Source organism: Brevundimonas sp. Bb-A (assembly GCF_009394735.1).
GTDB classification, from domain to species: Bacteria; Pseudomonadota; Alphaproteobacteria; order Caulobacterales; family Caulobacteraceae; genus Brevundimonas; species Brevundimonas aurantiaca.
This window is the reverse complement of record NZ_CP045456.1, coordinates 236,773-251,905: the sequence shown is the minus strand read 5'-3', so window position 1 is coordinate 251,905 and position 15,133 is coordinate 236,773. Positions and strand designations below refer to the sequence as shown.

Below are 15,133 nucleotides of genomic sequence, written 5' to 3'. Positions count from 1 at the left end.
AATGAGCCTGTTCTCCGCGCAGGAGATCGCGCGCCAGGCGGCGACGCTGGTCTTGGCCATGGCCGCCGCCGTGACGCCGGCGCCGGATCAGACGATCAGCGCCTGGGCTGAAGGCCGGATCAATATTCCGGGCGAGACCGGCACGACCCGCGAGGGCGAGCTGTCCTGGGACGGGTTCGAATATCTGATCGAGCCTCTGGACCGGCTGCATCCAGACGATCCGGCCCGGACGGTCACCTTCGTCGGGTCGGCGCAGATCGCCAAGACGACGGTCGGCGTCATCGCGACCCTGTACTATTCGACGGTGATCGCCCGGCCTTGGGGCGTGGCGCTGCCGAGCGGCGACGAGGCCCTGAAGTACAACCGCACCAAGTGGCAGCCGCTGGTGGATGCGACGCCGGAACTGCGGCGCAAGATCCGGGCGGTCACTTCGCGGGACGAGCAGGGCTCGACCAACACCTACAAGCGGTTCCCCGGCGGCTACGGCCAGTTCTTCGGAACGACCAGCGCCAAGCCGCTGCAGATGGTCACCTTCTGCCTGGTCGTGAAGGAGGAGACGCCGAACTGGAGCCTCTCGGTCGGCGACCGGGGCGACCCGCACAAACAGATCGAGGTGCGCCAGCTGCAGTGGGAGTTGGCGGGCGCGAAAACCTTCCACAATTCGACGCCGGGACTTGTCCGCCGGTCCGAGGAAGGGACAGGCGAGGCGACCGGATGCCCGGTGACCGCCGACTTCCTGGCGGGAGATCAGCGCCGGCTCTATCTGCCCTGCCCGCATTGCGCCCACCTGCCCGGCGGGGTGCTGATCCGGCTGGATCGGGAGGCGATGCTGGGGGTGGAGAAGGGCGAGACGCCGCACTTCTGCTGCCCGTCCTGCGGCGGGGTGATTGAACACCGGCACAAGCGCGGCATGGTGGCCGCCTGCCGGCCGGACCGCCAACCCGCGAACGGCGTGCGCGGCGGCTGGATCCCGTGCTTCCCCTCGGAAGACCCGACCAATCCGGCGCCGGGAAGCTTCATTCCGGCCGGCGAGTACGAGGCCTGGCGCGCGCGGCCCCTGGAAGGGCGTCAGCCCAGCTATCACGCCTGGCAGGTGGTCTCAGACGCGGTCGACTGGGCCTATATCGCCAAACAGATTCAGGAGGCCGACGACGAAGAGGCCAAGATCGCCCTTCATCAGCAGATTTTCGGCGAGGCCTATGAGGTCACGGTCCAGCAGGCGGACGTCGATAAGCTGCTGGAGCGGCGGGACAACCGGCTGACCAAGGGCGTCGTGCCGTCGGGCTATGAGATCGTCACCGTGGCGGCCGACCTGAACGGCGACTGGGCGCAATGGACGGCCTACGCCTGGGGCCCCGAGGCCGAACACGTCGTCGTGGACAAGGGACGGATCGAGGGCGGGCCGTCGGAGCCGCAGATCTGGGCCGAACTGGCCGAGCTGGAACGGCGGCGGTGGCCGCACGAGGATGGCGGGTTCGTCACGACCGAAGTGCAGGGCGTCGACTCCGGGTACGGCACCTATCACGTCTACGCTTTCTGCTCGTCGCACGCGAAGTCGAAGGCCCTGGACGGGGCCAAGGGCTGGGGTCTGACGCCGCTTCGCCGCAGCACCGGCAAGCCCCAGAAGCTGGAGGGCCCTGAAGGTCGGGTCGTGACCTGCCGCACTTGGCGGGTCGGGACGTGGGATCTGAAGCGGACCCTGATGAACGAGGCCATTCCCCTGAGCCTGGAAGGCGAGAAGGGGGCGCGGGCGCCGCGTCGTCCGCATTGGCCGGGCTGGGTCGAGCGGGATTTCTTCGAGGAGCTGACGGGCGAAGCCTTGGTCTCTGTTCAGGACAGCAAGACGGGCGTCGTCAAGGACGAGGCCTGGGTTCGGGTCCGCCGACGGAACGAGGAACTGGACCTCTGGGTCTACAACAAGGCCCTGGCGGCCTCGCTGGGCATCGGGGTTCCCGGCGCCGAACCCGATTGGCTGGAGCTGGCGCGTCGTCGCCAGGCGCAGCAGGCGGGCCTCGAGGCGCTGTGGGAGCGTCCGCCGTCTGCGGGCGCCCGCTCGGCGTCCGGGCTGCCCGCCACCGCCAACACGGCGCCTGCCTCGCTCGACGTCGAGGCCGCGAAGAGGAAGTGGAGCTTCTGACATGGCCCTGACGCCCCAACAGCAGACGTTGCTGAACGACTATCGCGCCGCCTACGGCCGACTGAGCACCGGCGGCCAGGTCACCGAGATCACCAGCAACGGCCGCACGGTCAAATACGCCAAGGGCGACATCGCCCGGCTGGAGCGCGACATCGCCGAACTGGAAGCCCTGGCCGCCCGATCCTCGGATCTGCCGATCCGCCGTCGCGGCGCGCTGAGCATCCGCCTGTAAGTCTTCTCCGCGCCGTTCCCCACGCCCTGCCCCGGGTTCGAGGGCGCCGGCGATCCTGCGATCCCTGATCGTCAACACCGGGCGCGGACGTCGGCATGCCGGCGGTTCTGAGCGGTGAAGGTCGTCACACCCGGACATCATTCACCAAGGAGGCCCTCATGAGCCGATCCCCCAAGACACCCGCCGCCGAACCGACCCCGCCGACTGAGGCTCCGACCGAGGGCCTGCCTGTGGCGACCCTCAACCTGGGCGAGGTTCCCGCCGTCGCCGCCCTGGTCGGCCTGATCGGCGCCGTCGCGGCCCTGGCCGGCTTTCCCAGCCGCCCTGTTCCGGACTCGCTGCTGCAGAACCTGGCCAAGGCCCGTGAAGCCTTCGTGGGCGCCCTGGCCGAGCCGCTAACCTTTCCGGCCGTGGCGGCCGCCGGCGCTTTTCCGGATGACGCCTCTCCCGCCGGGGCCGCTCCAGCCTATGACGACTCCTGGATCAAGGCCGCGTTCGAGAGCCTGAACGAACAGCTGAAGGCCCGCTTCGAGGGCCTGGAAGTGTCGCTTCAGAAACTCGCCGACTTCGAAGCCTCGGCCCGCGCGCCTCTGGCCGAACGGCTCTCTGCGCTTGAGGCGTCCGTTCAGGTGTCACAGGCGCCGGAAACGGCCGTCGCCGAACCTCAGGCCGCCGCCGAAGCCTGATCATGCGCACGCCGTTCGCCCCTTCCGGTCTGGTCGCGCCCTCGGGCCGGTCGATCTCGCGTCTTGAGGTCGCCCGCGTCCGCGCCGGCGCGATGACGGCCGAGCCCGTCTCGGCCGGCTATCCCCTGGCCTATGAGGGGGCGAGCGGTTCGGGCACCTATTTTGCGGAATGGCCGGCGGCCCTGCGCTCGGCGGACAAGGACTGGCTGCCGAACCGCGCGCCGGTGACGGCGCGGGTGCGCGAGCGGGTCCGCAACGACCCGGTCGCCGCCTCGGCCAAAGCCCGAAAGGTGAACGCCGCCGTTGGACGGGGTTGGCGAGTCAAATTCCGGCCCAACGCCCGTGCCCTGGGCATCGACATTGAAGCCGCCCGCGAACTTGGCGCTCAGCTGAGCACCGAACATCAACTGTACGCCTATGGTCACGCCTTCACGTCGGACGCAGAACGGCGATTGACCTTCGGCCAGCAACTTAGGTTGGCCGCCAACCACGTCGTCGTAGACGGCGAAGCGCTTGGGCTCGACGAATGGGCCGAGGAAGCCACGACGCGATACAAGACTCGTCTTCGCCTGGTCGATCCTGATCGTCTATGCAATCCAGGCGGCCGTCCAGACCGCGACGATCTGAAAGGCGGCGTCGAGTTCGATCCCTGGGGCGCGCCGGACGCCTACCATATCCGCGAGCGGCACCCGACCGACTATGGAGGACCGGGCCAGTTCCGCTGGAACCGCTTCGAGCGGTGGACCGAATGGGGCCGCCCCAAGGTTTTTCATGTCTTCGAACCTGACCGGGCCGGACAGACGCGCGGCATCAGCCGGTTTGCCTCGTCTCTCAAGAGTTTTCGGGCCCTGTCGCGTTTCACCGACGCCACCCTGCAGAGCGCCACGGTCAACGCCTTGATCGTGGCCTTCATGAAGTCGAACGCCGGGCCCGGTGCGGTCAGCGAGAACTTCGAAGCCAAGGACGTCCGCGAGTTCGAGACCTGGCGCCAGGACCACTACAAGGAACACCCGGTCAATCTGGCCAACGGCGCGCAGATCCCCGTCCTGCCCTATGGCGACGAACTGACGCTGCAGACGGCGTCCAAGGACGTCGGCAGTTTCGACGCCTTCGTCCGGTCCATCCTGCGGCTGATCGCGGCCTCGCTGGGCGTGACCTACGAAGAACTGTCGATGGACTATTCGCAGACGAACTATTCGTCTGCGCGGGCCGCCCTAATCCATTCTTGGGCCGAGACCGTGGCCTTGATGGGCCTGCTCGAGGATCAATTGGTCCGGCCTCATATCGTCGCCTGGGCGGAAGAAGCCTTCGACCGGGGTTATGTCGAGATCCCGGACGGCGCGCCCGACTTCTACGACGCCGTTGACGCATACTGCCAAATCCATTGCATCGGTCCAGGGCGCGGCTTCATCGATCCGACCAAGGAAATCGACGCCGCCGCCGCACGCATCGAGGCGGGGGTCAGCACCCTGGAAGATGAGTGCGACGATCAGGGCAAGGACTGGGAAGAGGTCCTGGATCAACGGGCTCGAGAAAAGGCGGCGCTTGAAGAGCGCGGCCTCGCAAATCCCCAGGGCGCCTTGGGCAAAACTGCGCTCACCAGCCGCGATCCTGCGCACCAGACGGCTCTGGATCAGCGCCCCGCCGCCTGACGCGCGTCAGGCCTCATCCCCCGAGGTTCCATGCGAAATCCCGCCCAACTGGCGGCCGCCCTGTCCGGCCGTCCCCTTCTGATGCGCGAGGCCTCGGTCCCCGCCCTGGCGCGGGAGCTGGGCATCGCCGGCGGCGAGCGGGGTTCGCCCCTGACCGCCTTCTTCGGCCGCGCGCGGCGCGCCATCGCCGGCCGTGGCGAGGCCGAAATGCGGACCGAGCCCCTGGCCACGGCGCCGCGCTTCGTCGGCGAGCCTGATGCGGTCGGCTACGGCTGGGTGCTGAAGGACGGGGTCGGGATTCTGGAGATCGACGGCCCGTTGATGGCCGAAGGCTTCGGCTGGGGCGACACCTGGTACCACGGCTACGACACCCTGCACGTCGCCTATGAGGAGATGATCGCCGACGCCCGCGTGGGCGCCATCTGGGAGGTGGTTCGGTCGCCCGGAGGCGTGGTCGATCAGGGTCTGCCCGAACTGGCGGCCCTGAAGCGCGACCATCGGGCCGCCAGCGGCGGCAAGCCGATTCACAGCTTCATCCGCGACGGCTACAGCGCCGCCTATTGGGCGGCCAGCGCGTCGGACCAGATCACGGCCGCCCGCGAAAGCGGCGTCGGCTCGATCGGGGCGGTGGTGACCCACTGCGATTTCTCGGGCGCCTTCGCCAAGGACGGGATCGTCATCACCCCGTTCAAGTTCGGCAAGCGCAAGACGGACGGCAGCTGGATGGAGCCCCTGTCGGAAACCGCCAGCGCCTCGCTGCAGGCCGAGATCGACCAGTGCGGCCGGTGGTTCGTGTCCGATGTCCTGGAAGGCCGAGCGAACCTGACGGAAGAGGCCGTGCTGGCGACCGAGGCCGGCTGTTACTTCGGCGATTCCGACGATCCGGAGCTGTCCGGCCTGGCCAAGGGCCTGATCGACACGGTGGCGACCGCGCGCACGGCGTTCGCAACCATCCGCGAGTTGGCGCGCGAGCGTCTGGCGTCTTCCGCAGCGGGCCCGGCGCCGTCCGCATCCAAACCCGCATCCACCCAGGAGAGTGAAATGAAGCGTTCCGCCGTACTCGCGGCCGCCAAGAAGGCCGGCCTGCCCGAGAACCACATCAAGGCCCTGTCCGAGGCCCTGCCCAAGGCCGAGGCGGCCGAGGACACGCCGTCCGACAAGGACGACGACGAAGAGGACGTCCCCGCCGACGAAGCCGAAGGCGACGACGCGGCCGAAGGCGCATCCCAGGACAATAAGGACGACGACGACAAGGCCGAGGGCGAGGCCTCGGCCATCGCCGCCTCGCCCGAGGCCAAGAAGCACCCGGCGCTGGCCCTGGCGGCCATTCAGTCGGGTCAGACCCTGGCCCAGTTCCGCGCCTCGGCGGCCGTCGCCGCGCCCGCCCGGACCAGCCGCCTGGATCAGGTCATGGCCGGAGCCAACAGGCTGAAGCCGGACGCCGCCAAGGGGACGAAGGGCCTGTCCGGCGCCGTCCAGGCGCGGATCGAGAAGAATCGGGGCGCCCAGGCCTAGGCCCGGATCCCGCCAGCCCGCCGGAGCTGGTCGCGATCCGGCCCCATCCACCTTTCTGAGCAGAGGAGGCCGTCATGAAGGCCTATACTTCCGAGACCGGCCTGCCCGGCCTCAGCGATCTGATCCATTCGGAGTATGATCCGACCTATACGACCGACAAGCGCGTCGGACGGGGCGGCGTCGGCACGGCGCGCGCCTTCCCCGCCTTCGCCCTTACCGCCACGGTCCTGATCGGCGCGGCGACCGTCACCGCCGCTGCGGTGGTCGGCACGGGCAACGGCGCCATCGGCGCGGTGACGGCCGACGCCGGCGCGGCGGCCGGCGTCTACCAGGTCGTCATCATCGAACCGGCGGCGAACGGCGGGACCTTCCAGGTCATTCGTCCGGACGGCGTGCTGGACGGGACCGGCGTGATCGGGACCGCCTACAACGGCGCGATCAACTTCACCCTGGCGGACGGTTCGACCGATTTCGTCGCCGGCGACCGGATCGGGGTCACCGTGGCCTATGGATCGGGCGTCGTCGCTAAGGACGTGCCCTGGGCGCCGGCGGGAACCGACGGTTCGCAGACGATCACCGGCATCAACCTGGTCGAGGCGGCCGCCCCGGTCGGGGTCGATATCGAACTGACCGTCCTGGCGCGCGGCCCGGTGATCATCCGCCGCGAAGCCATCGCCTGGCCCGAAGGCGTCACCGACGCCCAGAAGGCCGCCGCCTACGCCCGCCTCGCCGAACTGGGCATCCAGCCGCGCATCAGCGGCTGACGTCCAAACCCACGGGCCGCTCTCCGGGGGCCCTCTTCTGCAAAACCTGAATGAAAAGGAGGGCTCCCTATGGATCCCGAAGAACTGGCCTCCGGCGCCTCGCTGCTGCCGCTGACCGCCGCCGACCACGGCGGACTTGTGAACTCCATCCCGACCACCTTCGGTCAGGTCAACGCCGACGGTCTGTTCCCGACGCGCGGCCTGTCGACCCCCTATGTGCGGATCGACATCCACGACGGGGTGATCACCGCCCTGCCCGTGACCGAAAAGGGCCGCCCGTCCACCATCTCGAGCCACGGCAAGGGCAAGGCCGTGATTTTCGAAATCCCGAACATCAGCCACGAGGATTCCGTCCTGGCGGCCGACATCCGGGAATGGCTGGCCTATGCCGAGCGGACCAATGTTCCGGAAGAGGCGCTGGTCAACCGGGTCGAGGAACGCCACCGCCGCAACCGGCTGAAGTTCGACATCACCCTGGAGGTGATGAAGATCTCGGCCCTGAAGGGCCTGATCGTCGACGGCGCCAACCAGGAACTGTACGACCTGTACGCCATCTTCGGCGTCACCCAGCGGGTCGTCTATTTCAACTTCGCCGATCCCGACGAGGACGTGCCGGGTCGCATCGAAGACGTGCTGTCCGGCACGGAAGACGCCCTGATCAACGACACCATGACGGGCGTCGAGGCGCGTGTGGCGCCGGAGTTCTACAACAAGCTGATCCGCCACCCGTCGGTGGAGAAGTATTTCCAGAACACCCCGGCCATGTACGAAATGCTGCTGCAGCAGCAGCGGCAGAACGTGAACGGCGCCTTCCGCCGTACCATCACCATCGCCGGCATGACGTTCAAGGAATACCGGGCCAAGGTGAAGATGTGGGGTTCCGACACCACGACCCGCCTTATCCCGGCGACCGAAGGCTACGCCAATCCGGTCGGCACCCTGGACGCCCACAACACCTTCGTCGCGCCGCCCCTGGACATCCGGGAGCTGAGCGGCGCGGCGGCGGGCACCGACGACCTGATCCACATGACCGAAGAGGTCATGAAGCACGGCGGCGGTCTGGAATGGAAGTACCAGGCCAATGCGGTGCCGATCTGGAAGAAGATGGACCTGCTGACCAAGCTGGTCGATGGCGAAGAGCCCTAAGGTCAGGGCAGATGGGCTTCGACAAACATCTGTCGGCCCTGGTCGCCGAGGTGGACGACCACCTCGGCGATCGCGCCCGTTGGAGCGGGGTGGAGGGCGAGGTGCGCATCCATCCCTTCGACGGGGACGAGACGGCGCGCCTGGGCGCGACCGAGATCTTCATTACGGGGCGGATGATCCAGGTGCATCGGCGCTGGGTCGCGGATCCGCGCCCGAACGACATCATCGAACGGCTGGATGACGACGGCGTCACGGTCGAGACGCTGAGAGTGACGGCTGAGCCCGAGATCGACGGCGACGGCTATTGGCGCTGCGTCGTGACGGGCGCCTAGGATCGAGGGTCTGACATGCGGCATTCGGTCGGGGGGCGGGAGAGCCTGGACGGGCTGGAGCGCGGGCTGGAGGATGAGATCGCCGGTTTCGTGACCAAGGCGATCCGCGAGGGGGCGGACGAGGTCAAACAGGACTGGCGCGACCAGATCATGGATGCGGGCCTGGGGCAGAGGCTGGCCAACACCATTCGAACCGAGATTTATCCTCGCGCCCAGAACAGCCTGGACGCCGCCGGCCTGATCTCGACGAAGGCGCCCAAGATCATCGACTCCTATGCGCGGGGCGCGACGATCCGCCCGGCGAACGGCGGGCGCTATCTGTGGATCCCGACCGACGAGGTCCCGAAGATGCGGAACGGGCGGGCGCTGGACCCGCGCGAGGTCGAGGCCCGTTTCGGCAAGCGCTTCGTGATCATCAATCCGCAGGACTGGCGGATGCGGACGTCCAGCACCGCGGTGAAGCGGGGCGTAGCCTATGCCGGGTTCACCGGTCTGGCGATCCGAAGGGCCTCGGGCCGCTGGCGCACCGCGACGCGGAACCAGATGACGCCGGGCCACCGGTCCTACCGCGAAACCACCCGCCAGTTCGTGATCATGTTCACCCTGGTGCCGATGGTGAAGGTCAGCAAGCGGCTGGACCTGGACGCCATCGCCGCCGCCGCCGACGCCCGGTTCGACGGGCTGCTGAGCAAGCACTGGAGATAGGATGGCCAGTCGGCGCGAGGAGGTCGTTCAGGCCGTGCTGCAGCTGGTGCGGGACGCCCTGCCGAATGCGGAGGTGGAGCGCGACGCGCCCTGGCCGCAGAGGGCCCAGCCCGGCGGGCTGGTGATCGTCCGCGACGGCGATCCCGGTCCGGCGGAAGAGTGTTTCTCGCCCCGCAGCTACACCTATCGTCATGAGATCGAGGTCGAGGTCTTCGGCCCGGAGGGCGCGGCGGACCGCCACGAGGTTCTGGACGCCATGCTGGTCGCCCTGGGCGTCGCCGTCGCGGCCGATCCGAGCCTGGGCGGCCTGTGCGACTGGTTCGAAGTGGCCGGCGCGCCGTCGCCCGACGATGTGACGACCCAGAACGGTCAACCGGTGCGGGCCGCCACCGTGGCCCTGACGGCTGAATATACGACGACGAACCCTCTCGCCTGAGACTTTCCGCCTGAGATCGCCCGCTGCGGCGGCGGTCCGGCGTCACCCTTTCAACATGGAGAACTGATATGGCTCGCGCACGCGGCGCCAATGCGCGCCTTCTGCTGGGCATGGAGGCGTCCTATGGGGCGCTGGCCTCGGTCCTGACCTGGTTTCAGACGCCTTTCGTCACCGCCAATCTGGGCGATGAACAGGGGCTGATCGAGAGCGACGTGCTGGGCTTCGGCCGCATGCCGCAGCAGCCGGGGCGGGGCGCGGTCAACAACGCCGGCGACGTGGTCGTGCCGCTGTGCGCCCGCAACATCGGCCTGTGGTACACGCTGCTGTTCGGCGCGCCGACGACGGTCGCCGGCGTCGCCGCCACCGGCGCCCTGACCTTCGTGTCCCAACCGGCCAACAACGCCATCATCACCGTGGGTGGTCAGGCCTTCACCTTCACCACGGGCACGGCCGGGGCGAACCAGATCAAGATCGGTCCGACGCTGGACCAGACCCTTGCGAACGCCGTTCGTGTGCTGAACACCAGCGCGGTCGCCGGCGTCGCCGCCGCGACCTATTGGGCAGAGGATGGAACTCGCAAGATCCAGGTCCTGCATGACGCCGTGGGGACTGCGGGCAACAGTTTCACCCTGGCCAGCAGCTCGGCGGCGATCACCGTTTCGGGCGCGACGCTGGCGGGCGGCGCGGCGAGCGGCGGCTATCGTCACACCTGGAAGGTCGACGGGGCGTCGCTGACCACGCCGTCCGCCTCGGCCGAAGTCGGCATGCCGGAGGTGCCGAGCTATTCGGTCAACTACGGCGCCAAGGCCAACACCTACGGCATCCCGCTCCAGCGCAGCGGCAATCTGAACGCCACCCTGGGTCTGATCGCCCAGGGCGAGACGCCGACGGCGACCATGACGACTGAGGATGAGCCTTCCGTCCTGACGCTGCGCAAGTTCAGCAGCTTCGCCGGGACGGCCCGGCGGAACGGCGTGCCCTTCGGACCGTCGCTGGTCAGCGGACAGTTCAACTATTCGAACGGGGCCGATCCAGTCCCGACCGTCGGTCGCGGCGACGGCCGGATCGGCGGCGTGGACGAAGGCATGGCCGGCGTCAGCGGATCGGTCGGCATCCGCTACGATTCGACCGAGATGCAGACCCAGGCCGAGAACGGCGAGGCCTGCGAACTGACGTTCAGCTGGGCCATTCCCGGTTCGACCTTTGCCCTGCGCCACATCGCCCATGCAGTGTATCTGCCGAAGGCCAAGCGCCCCATCACCGGGCCGGGCGCGGTCCAGGCGGACTATAACTGGCAGGGCGCGCAGGACCCGACTACGGGCCGGTTGGTCACCTTCGTCCTGGACAACGACGTCGCCGAATACGTCGTGCCGGAGCCCGCCTGATGCTGCAGCTGGTTCAACCGCCGGCGCCGGAGTGGGTGCAGGTCGTTCCGGGCCTGAAATGCCTGTTCCGGCACGGCCCGTCGGAGGCCCTGGTCTTTGGCCGCCGGTTCGTCCGTCAGGCCGTCGAGGCCGACGACCGGACCGATCCACAGTTCGCCTTCGTCGTCGGCTGCGTGGTCTGGGGGCTGGTGGACTGGGACGGGGTGGGGGCGCCGGCGCCGGTTCCGCCCGACGAGATCCTGAAGGGCCCGGCCGAGGCCCTGGCGTCCTGGCGCGAGGCGAACCCGGCGCCGGAAGGCAATGCGCCGGTGACGGCGGACTATGTCGCCGCCCTGCTGCGGCAGAACCCGGCCGTCTATGATGCGATCGACCGGACCTATGTCGAAAGCATCGTCCGGGCCGCCGCCGAAAAAAAAGGGTCAGGGCCCTCGCCGAATGGCATTTCGGCGGCGGCCAAGCCTTCTGCGACGCCTGCGGCGACTGCGCCGAATGCCCCTATCGCGAGCACGAGCCCCGCACCGAAGCGGGCCAGGCGGTCTGGCGCATCGTCCAAAGTTGCGCCGGCCAGCTGAGGGTCGGGATGAACGGGGTGATCGGGTTGGATTACCCAGCCTGGATCGCGTTCGCCCAGCTGCGCCCCCTGTCGCCCGATGCTGCGGACCTGCTGTCCGCCTGTCTGCCTGAAGTCGAGCTCGAGGTCCTGAAGGGCTTCAGAAAGGATGATGAGGAATGACGACGCGGCAAGTCGCCTTTCGCCTGAAGTCCGAAGGCAAGGCCGAGGTCCTGCGCGATGCGCGCGACGTGGGCGAGGCGCTGAAGGGCGGCTATCAGGCCGCCGAACAGGGCGCCGCCGCCGCGACCAGCGCGGCCGACAGGCTGGAGCAGAAGTACCGGCGCATGGCCCAGGCGGCGCAGGACGCAGCCCAGGCCCAGGCGGCGCAGGCGCGCATCAATGCGGCCATCGGCGTGCGCGAACCCACGCGCGGCTCGGCCGCCGCCAGCGCCTCTGTATTCATGCAGGATGATGACGACGTGCGTCGAGTCGAGGCCCTGCGGGCGTCGATCGACCCTCTGACGGCGGCGCAGAACAAGCTGAACCACGAGCTGCGCGAGTATCAGACCCTGGCCAACGCCGGTAAGATCACGACCGGCGAACTGGCCCAGCTGCAGGCGCAGGCCAAGACCCGGTTCGACGAGACGGCGGCGGCCATCAAGCGGAACGAGCAGGGCCTGACCCGGCTGGCCTTGGCTTCGCGGCTGAACCTGGGTCGCCAGGGCGCCGACGTTCTGGTGACGGCGGCCATGGGGATGAACCCGGCCATGATCGCGCTGCAGCAGGGGCCGCAGATTCTGGACGCCCTGGCGACCAGCGGGATCAAGGCCTCGGCGGGCCTGATCGCCGTGGGCGGCGCCTTGACGACAGCGGCGGCCGGGGTGGTCGTCATGGCCGCCGCCTGGCAGAGGGCGCAGGGCGCGGCGGCGGAGCTGGAGGACGCCACGACGGGCGTCGGGCGGACGGCTGGACTGACGGCGGACCAGCTGCGCGACCTGACCGTGGTTTCGGCCGCCGCCGGCGAGGTCAGCCGCAAGGCGGCGCGCGACATGGCGGTGGAGTACCTGGCGACCGGCCGGATCGGCGCCCAGGTCCTGGGCGATCTGATCGCGACGACCAGGGATTACGCCTCCTTTACCGGTCAGGACGCCGCCGCCGCGACCAAGGATCTGGCCAAGGCCATGCTGGACCCGACCAAGGCCGGCGAGGCGATGACGGCCCAGTTCGGCCTGCTGAGCCTGGAGCAGCTGGACAATATCGAGAATATGCAAAAGCAGGGCGACCTGCTGGGCGCGCAGAAGGTTCTCTTGGACGAACTGACGTCCGCCGTTTCGGGTCACGCGGCGCGGGCTGGGGAGATCACCGACGCTTGGAGCGCCATCGGTCGTTCGATCTCGGACGCCTTGGATAAGCTGGGCGAGTTTCTGTACGCGACCGAGGACGAGCGGATCGACAATCTGCGCGACCTGCTGGCGTCACGCAGCCTGAACCCGTCGGATCGCCGGCGATTCGAGGGTGAACTGTGGGTCGCCGAGCGGCAACAGGGCATCCGCGCCCTGCTGGACGAAGGCGTCGCCGACGAAGCGCAGCGCAACCAAACGGCCCTGCGCGAACGCCAGGCCCGTGAGGCCCGCGAACGCGAAGGCCGCGCCGCCGCCAATCGCGCAGCGGCGGCGGCGCGACGCGAAGCCGCCGAGGCGGAACGGGCGCGGCGCGAGGCGCTTCAGCGGGAGCGCCAGGAAGAGGATCGGGCCGCACAGATCTCGCTGGAACAGGCGCGCGGCCGGGGCGATGAGGCGCGGGTGCGCGCGCTGGAAGATGCGAACGCCGTTCGCGTCCGCGAGCGCCAGCTGATCGACGCCGGGACGGCGGGCGAAGCGGCCCGGACCAAGGCGCTGAAAGAGCAGCAGCAGTTGATCGACGCCCGGTCCCTGGCTCAGGCGCGCGAGGTGCGGGAACAGGCGCGGGCGCGTGAGGTGGAGGTGATGCGGCTGCTGGGCGAGGACCGGTACGCCGACAATGTGGAGCGGCGGCTGGAGCTGACGCGGCGCATCAACGAACTGGAAAAGCAGGGGCTGGACAACGGCACGGCCAAGACCCTGGCGGGCAAGGAAGCCCTGGAGCTGGAAGAGGCGCGGGCCGTGGTCGCGGAACGATCGGCGGCGGTGCGGGAGCGGGAATGGAAGACGGTCCTGGCCCAGGCGTCGGGCGACCGATCGGCGTTGCGCGACCTGAACCGCGAAACCTGGATCGCCAATCGGGCGCGCGAGATTGAAGGCGACAAGACCAAGCCGCTGAACTTCGGCGAGGGCGTGGAGCAGGCGACGCGGGAGTATGCCGAACTCATGCGGGCGCAGACCGTCGGCGGCATTCGCGAGGGGTTCGGCGATTTCATCGACGATTTTCGTCGCAGCGGCAGTCTGCGCGAGGCCGTGGTGGAGCAGCTGTTCGACGCCGGCGAACGTTGGCTGGATCGGCTGTTCGACCAGATGAGCAAGGTGGACTGGTCGCAGTTCTTCAAGGGCGGATCGGACGGCGAGGGCGGCAGCAACCTCATCGCCAAGGGGCTGAACTTCCTGTTCGGTCGCCAGAACGCCCATGGCACGGACTTCTGGACCGGGGGGCCGACCTGGGTCGGAGAGCGGGGTCCGGAGCTGCTGGACCTGCCGCGCGGATCGCGGGTGATCGAAAACGCGCGGTCCCTGGACATGATGCGCCGGGCGGCGAGCGGCGCCGGATCGGCGGCGGGGGCGGCGCCGGTGAGCCTGGTCTATGCGCCGGCCCACACGATCAGCGGGGTCGATACGGCCCGGATCGAAGAGATCCTGCGCCAGGATCGTGAAGAGTTCCGGTCCAAGGTGGTGTCCGTGGTCAAGGACGCCTCGGCCCGTTTCGAACTGGCGGAGTAGGCGGCGATGGCCCTGATCTTTCCGCGCGCCATGCCCCTGGTCGGGCCGTCCAGCCAGTATTTCGAGATCGAACGGTTCGACGCCCTGTCGCCGACCTCGGACGGACGGGTGGACGGGGTGACGATGGGCGCGCCCCGCTGGACGGCGCGCTGGACGTTGAGCGAAAAACTGATGCTGGCCCAGTCGGACGAATGGCGGGCTTTCGTCGATAGTCTGAGAGGCGCGCAGCGGCCCTTTCTGGCGCGGGATTACGACCGGCCCTATCCGCGTTCCACGCCGAACGGTTTCGACGGGCTGAGTCGGGCGGGGGGCGGCGCCTTCGACGGCTCGGCCGCCAGCTGGTCCGTCAACGCCGACCGGGACACGCCGACCTTGAGCGGCCTGTCTGCGGGCCTGGTTCTGAGCCCGACCGACTATGTGATGTGGCGCTGGACGACCGGCGGAATACAGCGGCGATCGCTGCACCGGGTGATCGAGGCCGCCGCCGCCACCGGATCGGGCGTCGTCGCCGTCGCCGTCGAACCGCCCCTGCCGACCCTGATCCCCAGCGACGCCGTCGCCGACCTGAACCGGCCCGAATGCGTGATGAAGCTGGACGTCAGCCAGACCAAGCTGGGCGAGCGGACCCGCGCCGGCCGCGTCGGCGGGGTGATCGCGGGCGTGCAGGATCTGCGCGCCTGA

General features: G+C 68.9%; 15 protein-coding genes. All 15 read left to right on the top strand.

Annotated features, from left to right (window positions below; genetic code table 11):
* Position 1 precedes the first annotated feature (1 nt).
* The 15 genes from BSP_RS01285 (at position 2) to BSP_RS01215 (ending at position 15,133) form a co-directional block, all read left to right on the top strand.
* Positions 2–2,137 carry a terminase gpA endonuclease subunit gene (locus BSP_RS01285; protein WP_152949049.1) on the top strand — a complete coding sequence of 712 codons (2,136 nt, stop codon included), beginning with the start codon at positions 2–4 and terminating at the stop codon, positions 2,135–2,137.
* Between the two features lies 1 nt (position 2,138).
* The gene (gene gpW / locus BSP_RS01280; RefSeq protein WP_152949048.1) at positions 2,139–2,369 is read left to right on the top strand and encodes a gpW family head-tail joining protein; all 231 of its coding nucleotides are present in this window, start codon (positions 2,139–2,141) and stop codon (positions 2,367–2,369) included.
* Positions 2,370–2,527: 158 nt separating this feature from the next.
* Complete coding sequence (locus BSP_RS01275; protein WP_152949047.1) at positions 2,528–3,055, top strand: hypothetical protein; 528 nt, start codon at positions 2,528–2,530, stop codon at positions 3,053–3,055.
* A 2-nt stretch (positions 3,056–3,057) separates the two neighbouring features.
* Complete coding sequence (locus tag BSP_RS01270; protein WP_152949046.1) at positions 3,058–4,707, top strand: phage portal protein; 1,650 nt, start codon at positions 3,058–3,060, stop codon at positions 4,705–4,707.
* 30 nt (positions 4,708–4,737) lie between these two features.
* A complete protein-coding gene (locus BSP_RS01265; RefSeq protein WP_152949045.1) occupies positions 4,738–6,222 on the top strand; it encodes a S49 family peptidase in 1,485 nt (494 codons plus the stop codon).
* Between the two features lie 74 nt (positions 6,223–6,296).
* Positions 6,297–6,986: a head decoration protein gene (locus BSP_RS01260; protein WP_152949044.1), complete on the top strand. Its 690-nt coding sequence runs from the start codon at positions 6,297–6,299 to the stop codon at positions 6,984–6,986.
* A 69-nt stretch (positions 6,987–7,055) separates the two neighbouring features.
* Positions 7,056–8,132: a major capsid protein gene (locus BSP_RS01255; RefSeq protein WP_152949043.1), complete on the top strand. Its 1,077-nt coding sequence runs from the start codon at positions 7,056–7,058 to the stop codon at positions 8,130–8,132.
* Positions 8,133–8,143: 11 nt separating this feature from the next.
* Positions 8,144–8,464, top strand: a complete 321-nt coding sequence (locus BSP_RS01250; RefSeq protein ID WP_152949042.1) for a hypothetical protein — start codon at positions 8,144–8,146, stop codon at positions 8,462–8,464.
* Positions 8,465–8,479: 15 nt separating this feature from the next.
* Entirely contained in the window at positions 8,480–9,169 is a 690-nt protein-coding gene (locus tag BSP_RS01245) for a DUF6441 family protein (RefSeq protein ID WP_152949041.1), read from the top strand.
* A gap of 1 nt (position 9,170) precedes the next feature.
* A complete protein-coding gene (locus BSP_RS01240) occupies positions 9,171–9,605 on the top strand; it encodes a hypothetical protein (RefSeq protein WP_152949040.1) in 435 nt (144 codons plus the stop codon).
* A 68-nt stretch (positions 9,606–9,673) separates the two neighbouring features.
* Positions 9,674–10,990: a phage tail tube protein gene (locus BSP_RS01235; RefSeq protein ID WP_152949039.1), complete on the top strand. Its 1,317-nt coding sequence runs from the start codon at positions 9,674–9,676 to the stop codon at positions 10,988–10,990.
* Complete coding sequence (locus BSP_RS01230) at positions 10,990–11,562, top strand: hypothetical protein (protein WP_152949038.1); 573 nt, start codon at positions 10,990–10,992, stop codon at positions 11,560–11,562. Before BSP_RS01235 ends, BSP_RS01230 begins: the two co-directional genes overlap by 1 nt.
* An 8-nt stretch (positions 11,563–11,570) precedes the next feature.
* Positions 11,571–11,723, top strand: a complete 153-nt coding sequence (locus BSP_RS01225; protein WP_152949037.1) for a hypothetical protein — start codon at positions 11,571–11,573, stop codon at positions 11,721–11,723.
* Complete coding sequence (locus BSP_RS01220) at positions 11,720–14,452, top strand: phage tail length tape measure family protein (RefSeq protein ID WP_152949036.1); 2,733 nt, start codon at positions 11,720–11,722, stop codon at positions 14,450–14,452. The genes BSP_RS01225 and BSP_RS01220 overlap by 4 nt, the downstream gene beginning before the upstream one ends.
* 6 nt (positions 14,453–14,458) lie before the next feature.
* The gene (locus tag BSP_RS01215; protein WP_152949035.1) at positions 14,459–15,133 is read left to right on the top strand and encodes a hypothetical protein; all 675 of its coding nucleotides are present in this window, start codon (positions 14,459–14,461) and stop codon (positions 15,131–15,133) included.

Coding starts and splice junctions, on each gene's coding strand:
- BSP_RS01265 (WP_152949045.1), top strand. CDS start 4,738: ATGCGAAATCCCGCCCAACTGGCGGCCGCCCTGTCCGGCCGTCCCCTT.
- BSP_RS01230 (WP_152949038.1), top strand. CDS start 10,990: ATGCTGCAGCTGGTTCAACCGCCGGCGCCGGAGTGGGTGCAGGTCGTT.
- BSP_RS01240 (WP_152949040.1), top strand. CDS start 9,171: ATGGCCAGTCGGCGCGAGGAGGTCGTTCAGGCCGTGCTGCAGCTGGTG.
- BSP_RS01250 (WP_152949042.1), top strand. CDS start 8,144: ATGGGCTTCGACAAACATCTGTCGGCCCTGGTCGCCGAGGTGGACGAC.
- BSP_RS01275 (WP_152949047.1), top strand. CDS start 2,528: ATGAGCCGATCCCCCAAGACACCCGCCGCCGAACCGACCCCGCCGACT.
- BSP_RS01260 (WP_152949044.1), top strand. CDS start 6,297: ATGAAGGCCTATACTTCCGAGACCGGCCTGCCCGGCCTCAGCGATCTG.
- BSP_RS01215 (WP_152949035.1), top strand. CDS start 14,459: ATGGCCCTGATCTTTCCGCGCGCCATGCCCCTGGTCGGGCCGTCCAGC.
- BSP_RS01285 (WP_152949049.1), top strand. CDS start 2: ATGAGCCTGTTCTCCGCGCAGGAGATCGCGCGCCAGGCGGCGACGCTG.
- BSP_RS01220 (WP_152949036.1), top strand. CDS start 11,720: ATGACGACGCGGCAAGTCGCCTTTCGCCTGAAGTCCGAAGGCAAGGCC.
- gpW (WP_152949048.1), top strand. CDS start 2,139: ATGGCCCTGACGCCCCAACAGCAGACGTTGCTGAACGACTATCGCGCC.
- BSP_RS01225 (WP_152949037.1), top strand. CDS start 11,571: ATGAACGGGGTGATCGGGTTGGATTACCCAGCCTGGATCGCGTTCGCC.
- BSP_RS01235 (WP_152949039.1), top strand. CDS start 9,674: ATGGCTCGCGCACGCGGCGCCAATGCGCGCCTTCTGCTGGGCATGGAG.
- BSP_RS01245 (WP_152949041.1), top strand. CDS start 8,480: ATGCGGCATTCGGTCGGGGGGCGGGAGAGCCTGGACGGGCTGGAGCGC.
- BSP_RS01270 (WP_152949046.1), top strand. CDS start 3,058: ATGCGCACGCCGTTCGCCCCTTCCGGTCTGGTCGCGCCCTCGGGCCGG.
- BSP_RS01255 (WP_152949043.1), top strand. CDS start 7,056: ATGGATCCCGAAGAACTGGCCTCCGGCGCCTCGCTGCTGCCGCTGACC.